Here is a 21,288-nt window from a genome sequence, read left to right on the forward strand (position 1 = left end):
CCGGCCCGAGGCCTTGAGGGCAGGGCGCCGTGCAGAAGTGATTTTCGAATTTGCGGCCGGAGGCGACCGGCACGCGAGGAGAAGACGATGAACCAAGAAATTATGAATCTCTTCAACCCGACGACGCCGGCTCAGGTCTTCGACCAGATCCGGATCTCGATCGCGTCTCCAGAGAAGATTCTGTCCTGGTCCTACGGCGAGATCAAGAAGCCGGAGACCATCAACTACCGCACCTTCAAGCCCGAGCGCGACGGCCTATTCTGCGCCCGCATCTTCGGGCCGATCAAGGACTACGAGTGCTTGTGCGGCAAGTACAAGCGCATGAAGTACAAGGGCATCATCTGCGAGAAGTGCTCGGTCGAAGTCACGCTGTCGCGTGTTCGGCGCGAGCGCATGGGCCATATCGAGCTCGCAGCTCCCGTCGCCCACATCTGGTTCCTGAAGTCGCTGCCCTCGCGCATCGGCCTCCTGCTGGACATGACGCTGAAGGATCTCGAGCGGATCCTCTACTTCGAATATTACGTCGTGCTCGAGCCGGGGCTCACCGCGCTCAAGGACCGTCAGCTGCTGTCGGAAGACGAGTACCTGAAGGCGCAGGACGAGTACGGCCAGGATAGCTTCACCGCCATGATCGGTGCCGAGGCGATCCGCGAGCTGCTCAAGGGCATGGACCTCGAGAAGCTGGAGGCCTCGCTTCGCGTCGAGATGCAGGAGACCGACTCCGACATCAAGCACAAGAAGCTCGCCAAGCGCCTGAAGATCGTGGAAGCGTTCCGCCATTCCGGCAACAAGCCGGAATGGATGATCATGACCGTGGTTCCCGTGATTCCGCCGGACCTGCGTCCGCTGGTGCCGCTGGATGGCGGCCGCTTCGCGACCTCGGACCTCAACGACCTCTATCGCCGCGTCATCAACCGCAACAACCGGTTGAAGCGCCTGATGGAGCTGCGCGCTCCCGACATCATCATCCGCAACGAGAAGCGCATGCTTCAGGAAGCGGTCGATGCGCTGTTCGACAACGGCCGCCGCGGCCGCGTCATCACGGGCGCCAACAAGCGCCCGCTGAAGTCGCTCGCCGACATGCTCAAGGGCAAGCAGGGCCGCTTCCGTCAGAACCTGCTCGGCAAGCGCGTCGACTATTCGGGCCGTTCGGTGATCGTGGTCGGTCCCGAGCTGCGCCTGCATCAGTGCGGCCTGCCGAAGAAGATGGCGCTCGAGCTGTTCAAGCCGTTCATCTACTCGCGGCTCGACGCCAAGGGCCTGTCCACCACCGTGAAGCAGGCGAAGAAGCTGGTCGAGAAGGAGCGGCCCGAGGTCTGGGACATCCTGGATGAGGTCATCCGCGAGCATCCGGTGCTGCTCAACCGCGCACCGACGCTGCACCGCCTCGGCATCCAGGCGTTCGAGCCCGTGCTGATCGAGGGCAAGGCGATCCAGCTGCACCCGCTGGTCTGCTCCGCCTTCAACGCCGACTTCGACGGCGACCAGATGGCCGTGCACGTCCCGCTGTCGCTCGAAGCGCAGCTGGAAGCGCGCGTCCTGATGATGTCGACCAACAACATCCTGCATCCGGCCAACGGTCAGCCGATCATCGTGCCGTCGCAGGACATCGTGCTCGGTCTCTACTACGTCTCGATCATGCGCGAAGGCCTGCCCGGCGAGGGCAAGGCGTTCGGCGACATGGCCGAGCTCGAGCACGCCCTGCACGCGAAGGTCATCCACCTCCACACCAAGATCAAGTACCGGTGGGAAGGCATGGACGAGACGGGCAAGGTCTCCAAGCGCTGGATCGAGACCACGGCGGGACGCGTCATGCTCGGCAATCTGCTGCCGAAGCACCCGCGCGTCACGTACGAGATCATCAACAAGCTGATGACCAAGCGCGAGATCTCGGGCGTCATCGACCAGGTCTACCGCCACTGCGGTCAGAAGGAGACGGTGATCTTCTGCGACCGCATCATGGCGCTCGGCTTCTACAATGCGTTCAAGGCCGGCATCTCGTTCGGCAAGGACGACATGGTCGTGCCGCACGGCAAGTGGAAGATCGTCGACACCACCCGTACGCTAGCGAAGGATTTCGAGCAGCAGTACAACGACGGCCTGATCACCCATGGCGAGAAGTACAACAAGGTCGTCGACGCCTGGTCGAAGGCCACGGAAGAAATCGCCAAGGCGATGATGAAGGAGATCTCCGCCACCAAGAAGACGGCGAGCGGAGCCGATGCCGACATCAACTCGATCTACATGATGGCCCACTCCGGTGCCCGCGGTTCGCCGGCCCAGATGCGCCAGCTCGCCGGCATGCGCGGCCTGATGGCCAAGCCGTCGGGTGAGATCATCGAGACGCCGATCATCTCGAACTTCAAGGAAGGCCTCTCGGTGCTCGAGTACTTCAACTCGACCCACGGCGCCCGCAAGGGCCTCGCGGACACCGCGTTGAAGACCGCGAACTCGGGCTACCTGACCCGTCGTCTCGTCGACGTCGCGCAGGACTGCATCATCACGCAGAGCGACTGCGGCACCAAGCTCGGCATCAAGATGCGCGCCATCGTCGATGCGGGCACCGTCGTCGCTTCGCTCGGCTCGCGCATCCTCGGACGCACGGCCTGCGAAGACGTGCGTGACAGCTCGGGCAAGGTGATCATCAAGCGCGACACGCTGATGGAAGAAAGCCACGTGGATGCCATCCATCAGGCCGGCATCCAGGAGGTGAAGATCCGCTCGGCGCTGACCTGCGAGCTCGTCAACGGCATCTGCGGCAAGTGCTATGGCCGCGACCTCGCCCGCGGCACGCCGGTCAATCACGGCGAAGCGGTCGGCGTCATCGCGGCGCAGTCGATCGGCGAGCCGGGAACCCAGCTCACCATGCGCACCTTCCACATCGGTGGTGCGGCGCAGCTCAACGAGCAGTCCTTCGTCGAAGCCAATTTCGACGGCAAGGTCGTGATCAGGAACAAGGCCATCGCCCGCAACAGCGAAGGTCACCTGATCGCGATGGTGCGCAACATGGTGGTGGCGATCGTCGATGCCGACGGCACCGAGCGTGCGACGCACCGCGTCCAGTACGGCTCGCGCCTGCACGTCGACGAAGGTGACATGGTCAAGCGCGGCCAGCGTGTCGTCGAGTGGGATCCCTACACCCGTCCGCTCCTCACCGAGGTCGAAGGTACCATCGGCTTCGAGGATCTGGTCGAGGGGCAGTCGATCTCGGAAACGCTCGACGAAGCCACGGGTATCGCCAAGCGCGTGGTCATCGACTGGCGCTCGACCCGCGGCGGCTCGGACCTGCGTCCGGCCATCGTGGTCAAGGGCAAGGACGGCAAGGTGCTCAAGCTGCCCCGTGGCGGCGATGCCCGCTACATGCTGTCGGTCGACGCCATTCTCTCGGTCGACGTCGGCGCCAAGGTCAATCCGGGCGACATCCTCGCCCGCGTCTCGACCGAAAGCGCCAAGACGCGTGACATCACCGGCGGTCTGCCGCGGGTGGCGGAGCTGTTCGAGGCACGGCGTCCGAAGGATGCGGCGATCATCGCCGAGATCGCCGGTACCATCCGGTTCGGGCGCGACTACAAGAACAAGCGTCGCATCTCGATCGAGCCGATGGACAAGACCGACGAGCCGCGCGAGTACTTGATCCCGAAGGGCAAGCACATCCACCTTCAAGACGGCGACGTCGTCGAAAAGGGCGACTTCATCGTGGAAGGCAACCCCGCGCCGCACGACATCCTGGCGGTCAAGGGCATCGAGGAACTCGCGGCCTATCTGGTCAACGAGATCCAGGAGGTCTACCGGCTCCAGGGCGTGCTCATCAACGACAAGCACATCGAGGTGATTGTCCGTCAGATGCTCCAGAAGGTCGAAGTCACCGACCAGGGCGACACGGACATGATCTCCGGCGAGCAGGTCGACAAGATCGAGTTCGACGCGCTGAACGAGAAGGCCAAGGAAGAGGGCAAGAAGCCCGCCACGGGAACGCCGGTTCTGCTCGGCATCACCAAGGCGAGCCTGCAGACCCGCTCGTTCTTCTCGGCGGCCTCGTTCCAGGAGACCACCCGCGTCCTTACGGAAGCGGCGGTCAACGGCAAGATCGACCCGCTCGAAGGCCTCAAGGAGAACGTCATCGTCGGCCGGCTGATCCCGGCGGGCACCGGCGCCTCCATGGCCAAGATCCGCGAAGTCGCCATGAAGCGCGACAAGCTGATTTTGGATGAGCGCGAGAAGCAGGCGGCGGTGGTATCGCCCGCGCCGGAAGCGGAGCTTCCTGCGCTGCCGCCGGCGGAATGATGGTTCATCCGTAGGAATACCGAGGACAATGAAAAGGCCGGCGAAAGCCGGCCTTTTTGTTGCTTTCTTCGCTTGCTGCGATGCGGGACCAACCTTTGTTCATCTTTCCTTCAGGCGTAAAAGCGCTTCTGCTAGGAGAGTTTAGACCGGTGGTCCCGTGAAGGGGGGCGGACCGGGAGACCACGGAACTCACATGCTTGATCTCGCAATCGTAGGCGGCGGCCCTGGCGGGCTGATGAGCGCCTGGTATCTGAAGCGCAAGCTCGGCGATCTCTGTCGCGTCACCATCTACGAGGCCTCGGACCGGCTCGGCGGCAAGATCGTCACGCGCAAGTTCGATTCCGCGCCGGCGATGTACGAGGCCGGCGTTGCCGAGATCTACGACTACTCGATGACGGGTCCGGATCCGCTGCGCGAGCTGATCCAGCATTTCGGGCTGCAGACCATTCCGATGGACGCCGAGCAGGTGCACCTCGGCGGCGAGCTGCTGAACGACGTTCCCGGCATGCGCCGCAAATACGGGGCCAAGACCGCCGCTGCGATCGAGGCCTTCCGCAAGCGCTGCACCGAGGTGATGTCGCCGATCGAGTATTACGAGGGCGTCGGCGCGCACGACAACGAGAATCCCTGGGCCTACCAGACCGCCGAGCAGGTGCTCGACGAGGAGGTTGATGACGAGACCGCCAAGCGCTTTTTCAAGGTGATGGCGCGCTCCGACATCGCGACCGAGAGCCACAACACCAACGGCCTCAATGCGCTCAAGAACTATCTGATGGATGTCGACGGCTATATCGGCCTCTATTCCATCCAGAACGGCAATGAGCAGCTGATCGAATGCCTGCAGTCGGAGGTCAACGCCGACATCCAGCTCAATCACCGCGTCCTCGCCGTGGGCAAGGCGCCGACCGGCCGCTACCAGCTCAAGATGATGAATGGCAAGGGACCAGAGACACGTGACTTCGATCTCGTGCTGGTCTGCCTCCCGCATTCCTGGCTCGCCACCATGGGGTGGGAAGGCGAACAGCTGCGCAAGTCGATGGTCAAGCACGTCGCCTATTTCGACCGTCCCGCGCATTACCTGCGCGTCTCGATCCTGTTCGACACGCCGTTCTGGGGCGAGAAGATTCCCGGCGCCTGGTTCATGTCGGAAGCATTCGGTGGCTGCTGTGTCTACAACGAGGGCGCGCGCCACGACGTCGGCAAGCACGGCGTGCTGAATTGGCTGATTCCCGGCTCCGACGCGCTGGCCTACGCCAATCTGTCGGACCAGGAGCTGATCGAGGCCGCGCTGAAGTCGTTGCCGGCTTCGCTCGGCGATGCGCGCTCGCACTTCATGGAAGGCAAGATCCACCGCTGGCTGTCGTCGGTGAACGCCATACCGGGCGGTCTGCCCGTGCGCGACGTCATGACCAATCACCGGCCGGAGCCGAAGGAGCATCCCGGCATCGTCGTGGTCGGCGACTATCTGTTCGACTCGACGCTGAACGGCCTGCTCGACTCCTCGGACGCCGCCACCGACATCATCTTGACCGAGATGATGCGCCTGCGCCGGGAACGCGCGCAGGAAGACAAGCCGCTCTCCGACAAGATCGATCGCGATTATTTCGAGAACTATCGCGGTCTCGGTCCCTATCACGAGTCGTGGCGCCACTTCACCGATCCTGATTATCTCACCAAACTGCTCGGCATCGTCTGGGGCAAGACGAAGGGCGCCAAGCTGCTCGTCGCGGGCTCGGCCAGCGGCGAGCTGGTCGGCGCGCTGCGCGAGCGTGGCATCGATGCCTTCGGCATCGAGAACAACCGCGCCATCCACGCCAAGACGCCGAAGGCGCTGAAGAAGTACAACAAGCTCGGTTCGATCACCGACATGCCGTTCAAGGACGGCGCGTTCGACTTCGTGTTCGAGACCAGCCTGTGCCACGTTTCCCCGAAGCAGGTGGTGCGTGCGATCCGCGAGCTCAACCGCGTGGTCAAGACCGGCCTCGTGTTCGGCTCGATCACCTCGGACATGGCTCCGGCTCTGATCGATCGCTACGATCTGCTGCGCGGCGTCAAGAAGCTCGGCACTTGGTGGGAATGGTCCGAGCTGTTCTTCGGCAACGGTTTCGACCTGTCGATGCACCGCAAGGATTGCACCGATGCGCTCTGGGAGGCGACGCTCGCGGCCAACAAGGGGCCGGGGCAGTGGTACGCTGACGCCGACAGTCTGCGCTATTCCTTCTTCGACAAGGTCGAGGACGAGGACTAGCCCGCGCGGCGCGCGTCTCCGACAATGCTTCGCATCGCGCGGCGAAACCATGCAGGCCGCATTCGCGCCCGCGGCCATCCTTCGAGATGTCCGCCAAGCGGGGCTCCTCGGGATGAGGAGCGGGGTGCATGTGGCGCGGCAGAACAGAACACGCGAATTCGCCAATTGTTTTGCCGAATTCATCCTGATCGCATAGAATCGGTTCAATAGCGGTTGCCGCTATATCCTGCTTTCTCTGCGGTCATGCCGGCCGTCAGCATCGGTTGGTTTCATGGCATCCAAGCCTCTCTCTCCCGACGACAAGCCTCTCTCGCCCGACAAACAGAAGCGCGCCGCGGAAGAGGCGGTCGAGCTCGGCGACAAGCTCGCCGCGGCTGCCAAGCCGGACCTCGAAGACGACGAGGATGACGAAGACGAGGCGGAAGACGAGCTGGAGCTCGACGACGACGATGAGGACGAGGATCTCGTCGTCTTCACCGCGCGGGAAGCTGCCGGTGCGCTCGCGACCATCGTCGGTTTCGTCAAGCCTTTCGTGTCGAACTACAAGCGGATGCTGTCATTCGTGGCGTTCGGCGTCTGCGTCGAGACGCTGTTCAACGTCATCATGCCGCTCAGCCTCAAGTTCCTGATCGACGACGCGCTCGGCGAGGAGGATTTCCAGGCGCTGTACAAGATCCTCGGCGTGCTCGCGGTCGCCGGCATCCTCACCTCGATCATCGCCGTCTGGTACGAGCGCTGGGATGCGCGGCTGGCGGCCTGCATCATCTCCGACGTCCGCAAGCGCCTGTTCGAACACGTCCAGGACCTGCCGGCCGCGTATTTCGGCCGCACCAAGCGCGGCGAGATTTTGTCGCGCTTCTCGGTCGACCTCTCGGCCTTCGAAGGCTCGGTGAAGACCTTCGCCAACAGCGCCGCGCTGCCGTTCCTGGAACTGGTCGCCGGCATCATCCTGATGGTGTTCCTGAACTGGCAGCTCGCGGTGGTCGCGCTGCTGGTGTTCCCGATCACGCTGATCGGCCCGCGGATCCTGACGCCCAAGGCGGTGCAGGCCAATTACGAGCAGAAGCTCAACGAGAGCGCGCTGCTCGGCATGGTGCAGGAGAACGTGGCGGCGCAGGCGGTGATCAAGGCATTCAGCCTGCAGCGCAAGATGTTCGGCTTCTTCACCTTCCGCAACGACGAGACCCGCAACAAGATCGCTTCGGCCGCGTTCCTGTCGACCATGGTGGAGCGGACGGTCACCATCTCGGTCTTGTTGCTGCACCTCGTGGTGCTCGCGATCGGCGCCTATCTGGCGACTAAGGGCCAGATCACCATCGGCACCTTCGTCACCTTCGAGAGTGCGTTCTGGGAGGTCTCCTACAATATCGCCCACGTCATGCATTTCATCCCGGTGTCGATCTCCTCGGCCGCCGCGATCCGCCATATCCAGGAACTGCTGGACGAGCCGACCCGCGGCGCCGATCGTCCCGGCGCGCCCGATCTGCCCCGCATCACCAACGACATCACCTTCGACCGTGTCACCTTCCAGTACGAGGGCAGCCAGACGCCGGTGCTGGACAATCTCAGTCTCAAGCTGAACGCGGGTAAGCGCATTGCGATCGTCGGCCCGAGCGGCTCCGGCAAGAGCACCTTGCTCAATCTGATCCTGCGGCTGTACGTGCCCGACGAGGGGCGCGTCACCATCGACGGCGTCGACGTCCGCAAGGTGACGCTGGATTCGTTGCGCCGGAGCATGGCGGTGGTGTTCCAGGAGAACATGCTGTTCAACATGTCGATCCGGGAGAACATCCGGCTCGGCAAGGAGGGCGCCACCGACGAGGAGGTGGAGGAGGCGGTCAAGAAGGCCGAGATCCACCGCTACATCATGAGCCTTCCGCAGCGCTATGACACCCCGGTCGGCGAGCGCGGCGACACCCTGTCGGGCGGACAGCGCCAGCGCATCGCGATCGCGCGCGCCATCATCCGCAACCCCTCGGTGCTGCTTCTGGACGAAGCCACCTCCGCGCTGGACCAGACCACGGAGGCCGCAATCAACCGCACGCTGCTCAAGGTCGCCAAGGGCCGCACCATGATCTGGTCGACCCACCGTCTGACGTCGGTGGTCGAGATGGACGAGATCATCGTGATTTCCGGGGGCAGGGCGATCGAACGCGGCTCGCACGCGCAGCTGCTGGCCAAGAATGGGACCTATCGCAAGCTCTGGAACGACCAGATCCATCAGCCGCACGGCGCGGGCGCTCATGCCGACGACAGAGACCAGGATGACGAGGACGACCTCGAGGAGGACGGGGACGAGGACGAGGACGAGGCGTGACCGGGGCCCCGCAGCGGGTCCGTGATTCCGGTCGCCGATATGCGTGCGGGGCGAGCCTGACGGCGAGTTCTTCGATTCGAGACCGGGGGCAGACGGCTCTCATGCAGATTGGTTGGCCGACATAAGCGTGTGTAGCCGATACACTTCGGCGTCGGTCGGACCGGGCCATCCGACGCCAATCATGGTGATGTGCGTCGCGGATCGTCGCCGAAGTGGAGGGGTTAAAGCGCCTTAACGCATCATAAGCGCAAAAGCCCCTCGCTGAGAGTCATAAAGTTTCGTTTCACCCGGATATAAATGGTCTGCCGGCTAGGCTCCGGTCCCATGTCAGGCGGTGCGGCGAGGGCGGCAAACAGCGATTTTGACAGGTCCCTGAAGCGCTTTGTGGCTGTCGTTTCGCCTTGACTTGAGCGATTCTCACTTATAGAAAGCGCCTCACTTAACGACAGGCGGTGAGCATCGCCAGCGTCGGAACGGGCCACCCGTTAGACCCCGAAGGACCTGGATCCTCAAGGGTCGCTCAAGGCGGGCACCAACCTCGACGAATGCCGCTCAAACGCTGTCGATCATAGCTAGGCAATGCCAGTGCGACTTTAGTTCTCTTGAGCACGTTCTCTTGAGATCGAATTCGGATGCATGACCTCAGTGCGCGGGCCGCGGCTTTACGCCGATCGGCCTAAATACTGCGGTCCTCTGTGGCGTCGAAGCGCTTTCCGCTCGTTGATGGAGCGGTTGGCGCAATTTCGCTTTGTGCGGATTGTTCCGCGAAGGCGGCCTCGTCGGGCAGGTGGCTCGAAAGAATTTGCAGTCCCGGCAACGGGCTGCAGCAAGACAGTGGATCCGGAAGGGTCTGCGACAGAACAAAGGGTAAGGCCAGGATGCCGACGATCAACCAGCTGATCGCTCAACCGCGTGAAGTGCAGAAGTCGCGCAAGAAGGTGCCGGCGCTGCAGCAGTCGCCGCAGAAGCGTGGTGTTTGCACCCGCGTCTACACCACGACCCCGAAGAAGCCGAACTCGGCGCTTCGTAAGGTCGCCAAGGTGCGCCTGACCAACGGTTTCGAGGTGATCGGCTACATCCCCGGCGAGGGCCATAACCTTCAGGAGCACTCGGTGGTCATGATCCGCGGCGGCCGCGTCAAGGACTTGCCCGGCGTGCGCTACCACATCCTCCGCGGCGTTCTGGATACCCAGGGCGTCAAGAACCGTAAGCAGCGTCGTTCGAAGTACGGCGCGAAGCGTCCGAAGTAAGCGGGAATCAGCTCCATGTCTCGTCGCCACTCAGCGGAAAAGCGCGAAGTCCTTCCCGATCCGAAGTTCGGGAACATCATCGTCACGAAGTTCATGAATTCGGTGATGTACGCCGGCAAGAAGTCGGTCGCGGAAGGCATCGTCTACGGTGCGTTCGGCATCATCGAAGCCAAGACCAAGCAGAACCCGCTCGGCGTGTTCGAGCAGGCGCTCGAGAACGTCATGCCGACGATCGAAGTTCGCTCCCGCCGCGTCGGCGGCGCGACCTACCAGGTGCCGGTCGAGGTTCGCTCCACCCGCCGGCAGGCGCTGGGCATCCGCTGGCTGATCTCGGCTGCGCGCGAGCGCAACGAGAAGACCATGACCGAGCGGCTCTCGGCCGAGCTGCTGGACGCATCGAACAACCGCGGGAACGCCGTCAAGAAGCGTGAAGACGTGCACCGGATGGCGGAAGCCAACCGCGCCTTCTCGCACTATCGCTGGTAACGGCGACACACTCGGACTCGCAAGGAACCACCCATGCCCCGCCAACATGCCATCGAGGACTACCGTAACTTCGGTATCATGGCGCATATCGACGCCGGCAAGACCACGACGACCGAGCGCATCCTCTATTACACCGGCAAGAGCCACAAGATCGGCGAAGTGCACGAAGGTGCCGCGACGATGGACTGGATGGAGCAGGAGCAGGAGCGTGGCATCACGATCACCTCGGCTGCGACCACCGCGTTCTGGGCCGGCAAGCGCCTGAACATCATCGACACGCCCGGCCACGTCGACTTCACCATCGAGGTGGAGCGTTCGTTGCGCGTGCTCGACGGCGCCGTCTGCGTGCTCGACTCGAACCAGGGCGTCGAGCCCCAGACCGAGACCGTCTGGCGCCAGGGCGACAAGTACAAGGTTCCGCGCATCGTCTTCGCCAATAAGATGGACAAGATCGGTGCGGACTTCTTCAAGTGCCTGTCCGACATCGTTGACCGCCTCGGCGCCAAGCCCGTCGCGATCCAGCTTCCGATCGGTGCCGAGAACAACTTCAAGGGTCTCGTCGACCTCGTGAAGATGAAGGGCGTGATCTGGAACGACGAGTCGCTCGGCGCGAAGTTCGACTATGTCGACATTCCGGAAGACCTCGTCGACCAGGCCAAGGAATACCGCGAGAAGATGGTGGAAGCCGCCGTCGAGCTCGACGATGACGCCATGGCTGCCTATCTCGACGGCAAGGAGCCGGACGAGGCGACCCTGAAGCGTCTGATCCGCAAGGCGGTGCTGACCGGCGCGTTCTATCCCGTGCTGTGCGGCTCGGCCTTCAAGAACAAGGGCGTGCAGCCGCTGCTCGACGCCGTGGTCGACTATCTGCCGTCGCCGCTCGACGTGCCTGCGATCAAGGGCACCGACGACAAGGGCAACGAAGTCGTGCGCAAGGCGGACGACAAGGAGCCGCTGGCGCTGCTCGCGTTCAAGATCATGGACGACCCGTTCGTCGGCACCATCACCTTCTGCCGCATCTACTCCGGCATTCTGCAGAGCGGCACCGGCGTCGTGAACTCGACCCGCGAGAAGAAGGAGCGGATCGGGCGCATGCTGTTGATGCATGCGAACAACCGCGAAGACATCAAGGAAGCCTATGCCGGCGATATCGTCGCGCTGGCTGGTCTGAAGGAAGCGCGCACAGGCGACACCCTGTGCGATCCCGACCATCAGGTCATCCTTGAGAAGATGGAATTCCCCGAGCCGGTCATCGAGATCGCGATCGAGCCGAAGTCTAAGGCCGACCAGGAGAAGCTGGGCGTGGCGCTGGCCAAGCTCGCCGCGGAGGATCCGTCCTTCCGCGTGTCGACCGACCACGAGTCCGGCCAGACCATCCTCAAGGGCATGGGCGAACTCCATCTCGACATCAAGGTCGACATCCTCAAGCGCACCTACAAGGTCGATGCCAACATCGGCGCGCCGCAGGTGGCCTTCCGCGAGCGCGTCACCAAGCGGGTCGAGCACAGCTACACCCACAAGAAGCAGACCGGCGGTACCGGTCAGTTCGCGGCGGTGTCGTTCATCGTCGAGCCGAACGAGCCCGGCAAGGGCTTCGAATTCGAATCGAAGATCGTCGGCGGCGCGGTGCCTAAGGAATACATCCCGGGCGTCGAGAAGGGCCTGGAGAGCGTGCTGTCGTCCGGCGTGGTCGCGGGCTTCCCTGTGGTCGACGTCAAGGTGCAGCTCGTCGACGGCAAGTATCACGACGTCGACTCGTCGGCGCTCGCCTTCGAAATCGCCTCGCGCGCCTGCTTCCGCGAAGCGCTGCAGATGGGCAAGTCCGTCCTGCTCGAGCCGATCATGAAGGTCGAGGTGGTGACCCCGGAAGACTACACCGGTTCGGTCATCGGCGACCTGAATTCGCGGCGCGGTCAGATCCAGGGTCAAGACATGCGCGGCAACGCCAACGTCATCAACGCGATGGTGCCGCTCATGAACATGTTCGGTTACGTGAACAACCTGCGCTCGATGAGCCAGGGCCGCGCGACCTTCACCATGCAGTTCGACCACTACGCAGAAGCGCCGGCCAACGTGTCGGCAGAAGTCCAGAAGAAGTTTGCCTGATTGTCGTCGGTCTCAAGCTGACGATTGAACGGAGAGTCAAATGGCCAAAGCAAAGTTTGAACGTACCAAGCCGCACTGCAACATCGGCACCATCGGTCACGTCGACCATGGTAAGACGTCGCTGACCGCGGCGATCACCAAGATCCTCGCCGAAGCCGGCGGTGCGACGTTCACCGCGTACGATCAGATCGACAAGGCGCCGGAAGAGAAGGCGCGCGGCATCACCATCTCGACCGCGCACGTCGAGTACGAGACGCCGAACCGTCACTACGCTCACGTCGACTGCCCCGGCCACGCCGACTACGTCAAGAACATGATCACCGGCGCCGCCCAGATGGACGGTGCGATCCTGGTCGTGTCGGCCGCTGACGGCCCGATGCCGCAGACCCGTGAGCACATCCTGCTCGCCCGCCAGGTCGGCGTGCCCGCGCTCGTCGTGTTCCTCAACAAGTGCGATATGGTCGACGATCCGGAGCTGCTCGAGCTCGTCGAGCTCGAGGTCCGCGAGCTGCTCTCGAAGTACGACTTCCCGGGCGACAAGATCCCGATCATCAAGGGTTCGGCGCTCGCCGCCCTCGAAGATTCCGACAAGAAGCTCGGCCACGACGCCATCCTCGAGCTGATGAAGAACGTCGACGAGTACATCCCGCAGCCGGAGCGTCCGATCGACCAGCCGTTCCTGATGCCGGTTGAAGACGTGTTCTCGATCTCGGGCCGCGGCACCGTCGTGACCGGCCGCGTCGAGCGCGGCATCGTCAAGGTCGGCGAGGAAATCGAGATCGTCGGTCTGCGCGCCACGCAGAAGACCACGGTCACCGGCGTCGAAATGTTCCGCAAGCTGCTCGATCAGGGCCAGGCCGGCGACAACATCGGCGCGCTGCTCCGCGGCACCAAGCGTGAAGACGTCGAGCGCGGCCAGGTGCTGTGCAAGCCGGGTTCGGTCAAGCCGCACACTAAGTTCAAGGCAGAGGCTTACATCCTCACCAAGGAAGAGGGCGGTCGCCACACCCCCTTCTTCACCAACTACCGTCCGCAGTTCTACTTCCGCACCACCGACGTGACCGGTGTCGTGCACCTGCCGGAAGGCACCGAGATGGTGATGCCGGGCGACAACATCGCGATGGAAGTGCACCTGATCGTGCCGATCGCGATGGAAGAGAAGCTCCGCTTCGCGATCCGCGAAGGCGGCCGCACCGTCGGCGCCGGCGTCGTCGCCTCGATCATCGAGTAATTACGAGAATAGGGACGGCGAGTAGCGAATGGTGACATTCGCTATTCGCTATTCGCCACCCACTGAAGAGAGACCACGGCAATGAACGGCCAAAACATTCGTATCCGTCTCAAGGCGTTCGACCATCGTATCCTCGATACGTCGACCCGCGAGATCGTGAACACGGCGAAGCGCACCGGCGCGCAGGTCCGCGGACCCATTCCGCTGCCCACCCGCATCGAGAAGTTCACCGTCAACCGTTCGCCCCACGTCGACAAGAAGAGCCGCGAACAGTTCGAGATGCGCACTCACAAGCGCCTGCTCGACATCGTCGATCCGACCCCGCAGACCGTCGATGCTTTGATGAAGCTCGACCTGGCCGCCGGTGTCGACGTCGAGATCAAGCTCTAAGATTTTGGATCCCGTTCGCGTAAGCGGACAGAAAGAACAGGAAGCAAGCCGATGCGCTCCGGAGTGATCGCACAAAAGGTCGGGATGACGCGGGTCTTCACGGAGGCCGGCGAACATATCCCCGTGACCGTGCTGAAGCTCGGCAATTGCCAGGTCGTAGGCCACCGCACCGAAGAGAAGAACGGTTACGTCGCGCTGCAGCTCGGTTCTGGCAGCCGCAAGACCGTTTACATGCCCAAGGCTGAGCGCGGCCAGTTCGCGGTCGCCAAGGTGGAGCCGAAGCGCCGCGTCGAGGAATTCCGCGTCACCGCGGATGCGATGATCCCGGTCGGCGCCGAGATCCAGGCCGATCATTTCGTCGTCGGCCAGTTTGTCGACGTCACCGGCACCTCGGTCGGTAAGGGGTTTGCCGGCGGCATGAAGCGCTGGAACTTCGGCGGTCTGCGCGCCACGCACGGTGTGTCGATCTCGCACCGTTCGATCGGTTCGACCGGCGGACGTCAGGACCCCGGCAAGACCTGGAAGAACAAGAAGATGCCCGGCCACATGGGTGTCGATCGCATCACCACGCTCAATCTTCGCGTCGTCCAGACCGATGTCGAGCGCGGTCTGATCCTCGTCGAAGGCGCCGTTCCCGGCTCCAAGGGCGGCTGGATTCGCGTGCGCGACGCCGTCAAGAAGCCGCTGCCGAAGGAAGCTCCGAAGCCCGGCAAGTTCAAGGTTGCTGGCGACGCGGAAGCCGCTCCGGCTGCGCAGGAGGCGTGAGATGGAATTGAAGGTCACCACCCTCGAAGGTAAGGAAGCCGGCTCCGTCCAGCTCTCCGACGCCATTTTCGGCCTCGAGCCGCGCGAGGACATCATCGCGCGCTGCGTGCAATGGCAGCTCAACAAGCGCCAGGCCGGCACGCACAAGGCCAAGGGGCGCGCCGAGATCTGGCGCACCGGCAAGAAGATGTACAAGCAGAAGGGCACCGGCGGTGCTCGTCACGGCTCGGCCCGCGTGCCGCAGTTCCGCGGCGGCGGTCGGGCGTTCGGTCCGGTGGTGCGCTCGCACGCCACCGACCTGCCCAAGAAGGTCCGTGCGCTCGCGCTCAAGCATGCGCTCTCGGCCAAGGCCAAGGACGGCGATCTCGTCGTGATCGAGAAGGCTGCGCTCGAAACCGCCAAGACCAAGGCGCTGCTCGGCCACTTCTCGGGCCTCGGGCTCACCAACGCTCTGATCATCGACGGCGCCGAGCTCAATAACGGTTTTGCCGCCGCGGCCCGCAACATTCCGAACATGGACGTGCTGCCGATCCAGGGCATCAACGTCTATGACATCCTGCGCCGTCAGAAGCTCGTTCTGACCAAGGCCGCCATCGATGCGCTGGAGGCGCGCTTCAAATGAGCAAGAACATCGAGCCTCGCCACTACGACGTGATCCTGTCGCCGGTCGTGACCGAAAAGGCCACGATCGCCTCGGAGCACAACAAGGTGCTGTTCAAGGTGGCCGCCAAGGCGACCAAGCCGCAGATCAAGGAAGCGATCGAGAAGCTGTTCGACGTCAAGGTCAAGAGCGTCAACACGCTGGTCCGCAAGGGCAAGGTCAAGGTCTTCCGCGGTAATCTCGGTTCTCAGTCGAACAGCAAGCGCGCGATCGTGACTCTCGAAGAGGGCCACCGGATCGACGTCACCACCGGTCTGTAAGGTCGCACGACGATGGCACTGAAGACATTCAATCCCACGACGCCGGGCCAGCGCCAGCTGGTCATGGTCGATCGTTCGGCCCTCTACAAGGGCAAGCCGTTGAAGGCGCTCACCGAAGGCAAGAAGTCCTCGGGCGGTCGCAACAACACTGGTCGCATCACCGTGCGTTTCCGTGGCGGCGGTCACAAGCAGACGCTGCGCACCGTGGATTTCAAGCGCGAGAAGATCGACGTCCCCGCGACCGTCGAGCGTCTCGAGTATGATCCGAACCGCACCGGCTTCATCGCGCTGATCAAGTATCAGGACGGCGAGCAGGCCTACATTCTGGCGCCGCAGCGCCTGGCGGTGGGTGACACCATCATCGCCGGCAACTACGTCGACGTGAAGCCGGGCAACGTCATGCCGCTCGGCAACATGCCGGTCGGCACGATCATCCATAACATCGAGGTCAAGATCGGGAAGGGCGGCCAGCTCGCCCGTTCGGCCGGCACGTATGCCCAGCTCGTCGGCCGCGACCAGGACTACGTGATCATCCGCCTGAACTCGGGCGAGCAGCGCCTGGTGCACGGCCGTTGCCGTGGCACGATCGGCGCGGTGTCGAACCCGGATCACATGAACACCTCGATCGGCAAGGCCGGTCGCAAGCGTTGGATGGGCCGTCGCCCGCACAACCGCGGTGTCGCGATGAACCCGATCGACCATCCGCACGGTGGTGGTGAAGGTCGTACCTCGGGCGGTCGCCACCCGGTCACTCCGTGGGGCAAGCCGACCAAGGGCAAGAAGACCCGCACCAACAAGTCGACCAACAAATTCATTCTCCTAAGCCGCCACAAGCGGAAGAAGTAAGGAACGCCGGACATGGTTCGTTCAGTCTGGAAAGGCCCGTTCGTCGAGGGTTCTCTGCTCAAGAAGGCAGATGCCGCGCGCGCGTCCGGCCGTCACGACGTCATCAAGATCTGGAGCCGTCGCTCGACGATCCTGCCGCAGTTCGTCGGCCTGACCTTCGGCGTCTACAACGGTCAGAAGCACGTGCCGGTGGCCGTCAACGAGGAAATGGTCGGTCATAAGTTCGGCGAGTTCTCGCCGACCCGGACCTTCCATGGCCACTCCGGCGACAAGAAAGCCAAGAAGGCTTGAGGATTAAACGATGAGCAAACCTAAGCGCGAACGGAGCCTCGCCGACAACGAGGCCAAGGCGGTCGCCCGGATGCTGCGGGTGAGCCCGCAGAAGCTCAACCTGGTCGCCCAGCTCATTCGCGGCCGGAAGGCCGCTGCTGCGCTCGCCGATCTGCAGTTTTCGCGCAAGCGGATCGCGGTCGACGTGAAGAAGTGCCTGGAATCGGCGATCGCCAACGCCGAAAACAACCACGACCTCGACGTCGACGATCTCGTCGTGGCGCAGGCCTTCGTCGGCAACGGCCTCGTGATGAAGCGCTTCGCCGCGCGCGGCCGTGGCCGCTCGGGCCGTGTCTACAAACCATTTTCGCAGCTGACGATCATCGTTCGTCAGGTCGAAGCTGAAGCCGCCGCTTAAGGGCGCAGGAGAACACGATGGGTCAAAAGATCAATCCGATCGGTCTGCGCCTCGGCATCAACCGTACCTGGGATTCCCGCTGGTTCGCCGGCAAGCAGGAGTACGGCAAGCTGCTGCACGAGGACGTCAAGATCCGCGAGATCCTGCACAAGGAGCTCAAGCAGGCGGCCGTCGCCCGCATCGTGATCGAGCGTCCGCACAAGAAGTGCCGCGTCACCATCCACTCGGCCCGTCCGGGCGTGGTGATCGGCAAGAAGGGCGCCGACATCGACAAGCTGCGCAAGAAGGTGGCGGACATCACCTCGTCCGACGTCGTCATCAACATCGTCGAAATCCGCAAGCCGGAGCTCGATGCGACGCTGGTGGCCGAGTCGATCGCGCAGCAGCTGGAGCGCCGCGTGGCGTTCCGCCGCGCCATGAAGCGCGCCGTGCAGTCGGCGATGCGTCTCGGCGCGGAAGGCATCCGCATCAACTGCTCGGGACGTCTGGGCGGTGCGGAAATCGCGCGCATGGAGTGGTACCGCGAAGGTCGCGTGCCGCTGCACACGCTGCGCGCCGACATCGACTACGGCGTTGCGACCGCGTTCACGACCTTCGGCACCTGCGGCGTCAAGGTCTGGATCTTCAAGGGCGAGATCCTCGAGCACGATCCGATGGCCCAGGACAAGAGAATGGCCGAAGGCGAGACGGGTGGCAGTGGCGATCGTGGTGGCCGTCAGCGCCGCGATACGGCTGCAGCCTAAAGCCGCACAGGAATTTGAGGGCTTAAAGCCATGATGCAACCTAAGAAAACGAAGTTCCGGAAGGCGCATAAGGGCCGCATCCACGGCGTCGCGTCTTCGGGCGCGACGTTGGCGTTCGGCCAGTTCGGCCTGAAGGCGACCGAGCCTGAGCGCGTCACCGCGCGCCAGATCGAAGCCGCGCGCCGCGCGCTCACCCGCCACATGAAGCGCGCCGGCCGCGTCTGGATCCGCGTATTCCCCGACGTTCCGGTGTCGAAGAAGCCGGCCGAAGTCCGCATGGGCTCCGGCAAGGGTTCGCCGGAATTGTGGGTGGCGCGCGTCAAGCCGGGCCGGGTGCTGTTCGAGATCGACGGCGTCAACACCCAGACGGCGCGTGAGGCGCTGACCTTGGCGGCCGCCAAGCTGCCGATCAAGACGCGCTTCGTCGAGCGCATAGCGGAGTAATGGCCATGGCCCAGATGAAGATCGAAGACATCCGCGCGATGAGCCCCGACCAGCAGGATGACGCCATCCTGAACCTGAAGAAGGAGCGCTTCAACCTGCGCTTCCAGCGCGCCACCGGGCAGCTCGAGAACACCTCGCGCCTGCGCGAGGCCCGCCGTGACATCGCCCGGATCAAGACCGTCGCCGCGCAGACGCGCGCGAAGAAGAAGTAAGAGGCTTACGAAGATGCCGAAACGTACTTTGCAGGGCGTGGTCGTCAGCGACAAGCAGGCCAAGACCATCGTGGTGCGCGTTGATCGCCGTTTCACGCACCCGATCTACAAGAAGACGATCCGCCGTTCGAAGAACTACCACGCGCACGACGAGAGCAACCAGTTCAAGCCGGGCGACATGGTGTGGATCGAGGAATCGAAGCCGATTTCGAAGTTGAAGCGCTGGGTCGTGATCCGGGGCGAGCACAAGAAAAGCGCCTGATCTGTTGGCTTTAGCCGACTGACTTCAGGGAAATGTTGAGCGCCGGCTGGGCTGGCGCAAAGAGAAGAGGACGAGGTGCATCAATGATTCAGATGCAGACCAACCTCGACGTGGCCGACAATTCTGGCGCACGCCGTGTCATGTGTATCAAGGTGCTCGGGGGCTCCAAGCGCCGCTACGCCACGATTGGCGACATCATCGTCGTCTCGATCAAGGAAGCGATTCCGCGTGGCAAGGTGAAGAAGGGCGACGTGATGAAGGCCGTCGTGGTGCGCGTCCGCAAGGACATCCGCCGCGCCGACGGTTCGCTCATCCGCTTCGACCGCAACGCCGCCGTTCTGATCAACAACCAGTCCGAGCCGGTCGGAACCCGTATCTTCGGACCGGTGCCGCGCGAGCTGCGCGCCAAGAACCACATGAAGATCATCTCGCTCGCGCCGGAGGTGCTGTGATGGCTGCGAAGATTCGCAAGGGCGACAAGGTCGTCGTGCTGACCGGCCGCGACAAGGGCCGGACCGGCGAAGTGTTCGAGGTGCGTCCCGAGGCCGGTACGGCGCTGGTGCGCGGCATCAACATGGTCAAGCGTCACCAGAAGCAGACGCAGGCCCAGGAGGGCGGCATCATCTCCAAGGAGTCGCCGATCCAACTGTCCAACATTGCGTATGTCGGCAAGGACGGAAAGCCGACCCGCATCGGATTCAAGATTCTGGCGGACGGCAAGAAGGTCCGCATCGCCAAGAGCTCGGGAGCTGAGATCGATGGCTGAGGCCGCTTACACCCCGCGCCTGCGCGCGGAATACGACGCGAAGATCCGCACGGCTCTGACCGAGAAGTTCGGTTACCAGAACGTCATGCAGGTTCCGCGCCTGGACAAGGTCGTGCTGAACATGGGCGTCGGCGATTCCGTCAACGACCGCAAGAAGGCCGAGACCGCCGCTGCCGAGCTGACCCAGATCGCCGGCCAGAAGGCGATCGTGACCTATTCGCGGATCGCGATCGCGACCTTCAAGCTGCGTGAGAACCAGCCGATCGGCTGCAAGGTCACGCTGCGCAAGGCGCGCATGTACGAGTTCATCGACCGCCTGGTGACGGTCGCGCTGCCGCGCGTCCGCGACTTCCGCGGCCTGAACCCGAAGAGCTTCGACGGCCGCGGCAACTACTCGCTCGGCATCAAGGAGCACATCATTTTCCCCGAGATCGACTTCGACAAGGTCACGGAAGCCCGCGGTATGGACATCACCGTCTGCACCACGGCCAAGACCGATGAAGAGGCGAGGGCCTTGTTGACCGCTTTCAATTTCCCGTTCCGGCAGTGAGACGCTGACCTAGAGCCTCTCAAACGCGGATACCCAGGAGCCAAGCATGGCAAAGAAGAGTTCAGTCGAGAAGAACAACCGGCGCAAGCGGATGGTGAAGAACGCCGCCGCCAAGCGCGAGCGGTTGAAGGCGATCATCGCCGACAAGACGCTGCCGATGGAGGAGCGGTTCGCCGCGACCCTGAAGCTCGCGGAAATGCCGCGCAATTCGTCGGCGACCCGCATTCGCCTGCGTTGCGAGCTGTCGGGCCGTCCGCGCTCGAACTACCGCAAGAACAAGCTGTCCCGTATCGCGCTGCGCGACCTTGGCTCCAAGGGCATGGTCCCGGGCCTCGTGAAGTCCAGCTGGTAAGGAGGGTCGTTTAGATGTCTACGCACGATCCAATCAGCGATCTGATCACCCGTATCCGCAACGCGCAGATGCGTTCCAAGACCAAGGTCTCCACGCCTGGCTCGAAGATGCGCGAGAACGTGCTCGAGGTCCTCAAGACCGAGGGCTACATCCGTGGCTACGCCACGCTCGAGCATTCCTCGGGTCGCAGCGAGATCGAGATCGAGCTGAAGTATTTCGACGGCGAGCCCGTCATCCGCGAGATCGAACGTGTCTCCAAGCCCGGGCGCCGTGTCTACGCCTCGGTGAAGAACCTGCCGCGGGTCAACAATGGGCTCGGCATTTCGGTGTTGTCGACGCCGAAGGGGATCATGGCCGACCACAGCGCGCGCGACGCGAATGTGGGCGGTGAAGTCCTCTTCACGGTGTTCTGAGAAGGATTTTTGAT

Annotated in this window: 23 protein-coding genes; all 23 read left to right on the forward strand. The window is 63.3% G+C overall.

From position 1 onward, the window contains the following. Positions 1-87: 87 nt before the first annotated feature. The 23 genes from rpoC (at position 88) to rpsH (ending at position 21,274) form a co-directional block, all read left to right on the forward strand. The gene (gene rpoC, locus P6U31_RS15325; protein WP_407189247.1) at positions 88-4,284 is read left to right on the forward strand and encodes a DNA-directed RNA polymerase subunit beta'; all 4,197 of its coding nucleotides are present in this window, start codon (positions 88-90) and stop codon (positions 4,282-4,284) included. 193 nt (positions 4,285-4,477) lie between these two features. After that, positions 4,478-6,532 (forward strand): FAD-dependent oxidoreductase, encoded by a 2,055-nt coding sequence (locus tag P6U31_RS15330; protein WP_407189248.1) that lies wholly within the window; start codon positions 4,478-4,480, stop codon positions 6,530-6,532. Between the two features lie 271 nt (positions 6,533-6,803). Further along, on the forward strand, positions 6,804-8,849 hold the full coding sequence (locus P6U31_RS15335; RefSeq protein WP_407189249.1) for an ABC transporter ATP-binding protein: 2,046 nt from the start codon (positions 6,804-6,806) through the stop codon (positions 8,847-8,849). An 878-nt stretch (positions 8,850-9,727) separates the two neighbouring features. Further along, complete coding sequence (gene rpsL, locus P6U31_RS15340) at positions 9,728-10,099, forward strand: 30S ribosomal protein S12 (RefSeq protein WP_007603006.1); 372 nt, start codon at positions 9,728-9,730, stop codon at positions 10,097-10,099. Positions 10,100-10,114: 15 nt separating this feature from the next. Continuing rightward, positions 10,115-10,585: a 30S ribosomal protein S7 gene (gene rpsG / locus P6U31_RS15345; RefSeq protein ID WP_024342445.1), complete on the forward strand. Its 471-nt coding sequence runs from the start codon at positions 10,115-10,117 to the stop codon at positions 10,583-10,585. Positions 10,586-10,618: 33 nt separating this feature from the next. Next, positions 10,619-12,691, forward strand: coding sequence for an elongation factor G (gene fusA / locus P6U31_RS15350; RefSeq protein ID WP_407189250.1), 2,073 nt, complete (start codon positions 10,619-10,621; stop codon positions 12,689-12,691). 40 nt (positions 12,692-12,731) lie between these two features. Continuing rightward, positions 12,732-13,922: an elongation factor Tu gene (gene tuf, locus P6U31_RS15355; RefSeq protein ID WP_128926343.1), complete on the forward strand. Its 1,191-nt coding sequence runs from the start codon at positions 12,732-12,734 to the stop codon at positions 13,920-13,922. An 81-nt stretch (positions 13,923-14,003) separates the two neighbouring features. Continuing rightward, entirely contained in the window at positions 14,004-14,312 is a 309-nt protein-coding gene (rpsJ, locus tag P6U31_RS15360; protein WP_002712302.1) for a 30S ribosomal protein S10, read from the forward strand. 51 nt (positions 14,313-14,363) lie between these two features. Beyond that, positions 14,364-15,077 carry a 50S ribosomal protein L3 gene (gene rplC, locus P6U31_RS15365; RefSeq protein WP_025036993.1) on the forward strand — a complete coding sequence of 238 codons (714 nt, stop codon included), beginning with the start codon at positions 14,364-14,366 and terminating at the stop codon, positions 15,075-15,077. Between the two features lies 1 nt (position 15,078). Then, on the forward strand, positions 15,079-15,699 hold the full coding sequence (gene rplD / locus P6U31_RS15370) for a 50S ribosomal protein L4 (protein WP_091894751.1): 621 nt from the start codon (positions 15,079-15,081) through the stop codon (positions 15,697-15,699). Next, positions 15,696-15,998, forward strand: a complete 303-nt coding sequence (locus P6U31_RS15375) for a 50S ribosomal protein L23 (RefSeq protein ID WP_128926342.1) — start codon at positions 15,696-15,698, stop codon at positions 15,996-15,998. The genes rplD and P6U31_RS15375 overlap by 4 nt, the downstream gene beginning before the upstream one ends. A gap of 12 nt (positions 15,999-16,010) precedes the next feature. Continuing rightward, entirely contained in the window at positions 16,011-16,844 is an 834-nt protein-coding gene (gene rplB / locus P6U31_RS15380) for a 50S ribosomal protein L2 (RefSeq protein WP_027574056.1), read from the forward strand. Positions 16,845-16,856: 12 nt separating this feature from the next. Further along, positions 16,857-17,135 (forward strand): 30S ribosomal protein S19, encoded by a 279-nt coding sequence (gene rpsS / locus P6U31_RS15385; RefSeq protein ID WP_008136357.1) that lies wholly within the window; start codon positions 16,857-16,859, stop codon positions 17,133-17,135. A 10-nt stretch (positions 17,136-17,145) separates the two neighbouring features. Further along, the gene (rplV, locus tag P6U31_RS15390; protein ID WP_028137020.1) at positions 17,146-17,532 is read left to right on the forward strand and encodes a 50S ribosomal protein L22; all 387 of its coding nucleotides are present in this window, start codon (positions 17,146-17,148) and stop codon (positions 17,530-17,532) included. Positions 17,533-17,549: 17 nt separating this feature from the next. Continuing rightward, a complete protein-coding gene (gene rpsC / locus P6U31_RS15395) occupies positions 17,550-18,275 on the forward strand; it encodes a 30S ribosomal protein S3 (RefSeq protein ID WP_014494500.1) in 726 nt (241 codons plus the stop codon). A gap of 30 nt (positions 18,276-18,305) precedes the next feature. Then, positions 18,306-18,719: a 50S ribosomal protein L16 gene (gene rplP / locus P6U31_RS15400; RefSeq protein WP_008136349.1), complete on the forward strand. Its 414-nt coding sequence runs from the start codon at positions 18,306-18,308 to the stop codon at positions 18,717-18,719. Positions 18,720-18,724: 5 nt separating this feature from the next. Next, positions 18,725-18,931: a 50S ribosomal protein L29 gene (gene rpmC / locus P6U31_RS15405; RefSeq protein ID WP_011088144.1), complete on the forward strand. Its 207-nt coding sequence runs from the start codon at positions 18,725-18,727 to the stop codon at positions 18,929-18,931. A gap of 13 nt (positions 18,932-18,944) precedes the next feature. Next, entirely contained in the window at positions 18,945-19,193 is a 249-nt protein-coding gene (gene rpsQ / locus P6U31_RS15410; RefSeq protein WP_097658742.1) for a 30S ribosomal protein S17, read from the forward strand. Between the two features lie 83 nt (positions 19,194-19,276). Continuing rightward, positions 19,277-19,645: a 50S ribosomal protein L14 gene (gene rplN, locus P6U31_RS15415; protein WP_407189251.1), complete on the forward strand. Its 369-nt coding sequence runs from the start codon at positions 19,277-19,279 to the stop codon at positions 19,643-19,645. After that, a complete protein-coding gene (rplX, locus tag P6U31_RS15420; RefSeq protein ID WP_407189252.1) occupies positions 19,645-19,959 on the forward strand; it encodes a 50S ribosomal protein L24 in 315 nt (104 codons plus the stop codon). The genes rplN and rplX overlap by 1 nt, the downstream gene beginning before the upstream one ends. Next, entirely contained in the window at positions 19,952-20,509 is a 558-nt protein-coding gene (gene rplE, locus P6U31_RS15425; protein ID WP_407189253.1) for a 50S ribosomal protein L5, read from the forward strand. The genes rplX and rplE overlap by 8 nt, the downstream gene beginning before the upstream one ends. A 46-nt stretch (positions 20,510-20,555) precedes the next feature. After that, positions 20,556-20,861, forward strand: a complete 306-nt coding sequence (gene rpsN / locus P6U31_RS15430; RefSeq protein ID WP_024342455.1) for a 30S ribosomal protein S14 — start codon at positions 20,556-20,558, stop codon at positions 20,859-20,861. 14 nt (positions 20,862-20,875) lie between these two features. Continuing rightward, the gene (gene rpsH / locus P6U31_RS15435) at positions 20,876-21,274 is read left to right on the forward strand and encodes a 30S ribosomal protein S8 (RefSeq protein WP_027554158.1); all 399 of its coding nucleotides are present in this window, start codon (positions 20,876-20,878) and stop codon (positions 21,272-21,274) included. Positions 21,275-21,288: the final 14 nt, after the last annotated feature.

Source organism: Bradyrhizobium centrosematis, from assembly GCF_045571495.1.
Taxonomy (GTDB): Bacteria; Pseudomonadota; Alphaproteobacteria; order Rhizobiales; family Xanthobacteraceae; genus Bradyrhizobium; species Bradyrhizobium centrosematis.

Coding starts and splice junctions, on each gene's coding strand:
- rplE (WP_407189253.1), top strand. CDS start 19,952: ATGGCTGAGGCCGCTTACACCCCGCGCCTGCGCGCGGAATACGACGCG.
- rplX (WP_407189252.1), top strand. CDS start 19,645: ATGGCTGCGAAGATTCGCAAGGGCGACAAGGTCGTCGTGCTGACCGGC.
- P6U31_RS15330 (WP_407189248.1), top strand. CDS start 4,478: ATGCTTGATCTCGCAATCGTAGGCGGCGGCCCTGGCGGGCTGATGAGC.
- rpsH (WP_027554158.1), top strand. CDS start 20,876: ATGTCTACGCACGATCCAATCAGCGATCTGATCACCCGTATCCGCAAC.
- rpmC (WP_011088144.1), top strand. CDS start 18,725: ATGGCCCAGATGAAGATCGAAGACATCCGCGCGATGAGCCCCGACCAG.
- rplD (WP_091894751.1), top strand. CDS start 15,079: ATGGAATTGAAGGTCACCACCCTCGAAGGTAAGGAAGCCGGCTCCGTC.
- rpsC (WP_014494500.1), top strand. CDS start 17,550: ATGGGTCAAAAGATCAATCCGATCGGTCTGCGCCTCGGCATCAACCGT.
- P6U31_RS15335 (WP_407189249.1), top strand. CDS start 6,804: ATGGCATCCAAGCCTCTCTCTCCCGACGACAAGCCTCTCTCGCCCGAC.
- rpsQ (WP_097658742.1), top strand. CDS start 18,945: ATGCCGAAACGTACTTTGCAGGGCGTGGTCGTCAGCGACAAGCAGGCC.
- rpsS (WP_008136357.1), top strand. CDS start 16,857: ATGGTTCGTTCAGTCTGGAAAGGCCCGTTCGTCGAGGGTTCTCTGCTC.
- rpsN (WP_024342455.1), top strand. CDS start 20,556: ATGGCAAAGAAGAGTTCAGTCGAGAAGAACAACCGGCGCAAGCGGATG.
- rplC (WP_025036993.1), top strand. CDS start 14,364: ATGCGCTCCGGAGTGATCGCACAAAAGGTCGGGATGACGCGGGTCTTC.
- rplV (WP_028137020.1), top strand. CDS start 17,146: ATGAGCAAACCTAAGCGCGAACGGAGCCTCGCCGACAACGAGGCCAAG.
- rpsL (WP_007603006.1), top strand. CDS start 9,728: ATGCCGACGATCAACCAGCTGATCGCTCAACCGCGTGAAGTGCAGAAG.
- tuf (WP_128926343.1), top strand. CDS start 12,732: ATGGCCAAAGCAAAGTTTGAACGTACCAAGCCGCACTGCAACATCGGC.
- rplP (WP_008136349.1), top strand. CDS start 18,306: ATGATGCAACCTAAGAAAACGAAGTTCCGGAAGGCGCATAAGGGCCGC.
- rpsG (WP_024342445.1), top strand. CDS start 10,115: ATGTCTCGTCGCCACTCAGCGGAAAAGCGCGAAGTCCTTCCCGATCCG.
- P6U31_RS15375 (WP_128926342.1), top strand. CDS start 15,696: ATGAGCAAGAACATCGAGCCTCGCCACTACGACGTGATCCTGTCGCCG.
- fusA (WP_407189250.1), top strand. CDS start 10,619: ATGCCCCGCCAACATGCCATCGAGGACTACCGTAACTTCGGTATCATG.
- rpoC (WP_407189247.1), top strand. CDS start 88: ATGAACCAAGAAATTATGAATCTCTTCAACCCGACGACGCCGGCTCAG.
- rplN (WP_407189251.1), top strand. CDS start 19,277: ATGATTCAGATGCAGACCAACCTCGACGTGGCCGACAATTCTGGCGCA.
- rplB (WP_027574056.1), top strand. CDS start 16,011: ATGGCACTGAAGACATTCAATCCCACGACGCCGGGCCAGCGCCAGCTG.
- rpsJ (WP_002712302.1), top strand. CDS start 14,004: ATGAACGGCCAAAACATTCGTATCCGTCTCAAGGCGTTCGACCATCGT.